We start from the raw sequence: 246 nt of genomic DNA on the forward strand, positions 1-246 counted from the left end.
GCTTTGAAGAATGCAGATAATGCAAGAGTTGTAGCTGAAGGGTTACAAGAGCAAGGTTACCCTGCTTATACGAAAAAAGAAAAAACATTTACGCGAGTGATTGTTGGTCCTGATGTCTCTAAATCCAAACTTGAGCGACAAATTAAGGAATTAGAAAAAATTACGGGTTTAAAAGGCCAGTTGCTTAAATTTAAACCGTTAAACCCATAGGAAAACGTTTGCGTCAGCATTTTTTATGTTAAAATG

General features: G+C 35.8%; 1 protein-coding gene. It reads left to right on the forward strand.

What is annotated here, in order from left to right; all coding sequences use genetic code 11:
* A partial coding sequence (locus AB4512_RS21225) for an SPOR domain-containing protein (protein ID WP_372175589.1) occupies positions 1 to 210 on the forward strand: 210 nt, incomplete at its 5' end.
* Between the last annotated feature and the right edge of the window lie 36 nt (positions 211 to 246).

Source organism: Vibrio sp. 10N.222.52.B7, assembly GCF_041474275.1.
GTDB lineage: Bacteria > Pseudomonadota > Gammaproteobacteria > Enterobacterales > Vibrionaceae > Vibrio > Vibrio crassostreae_C.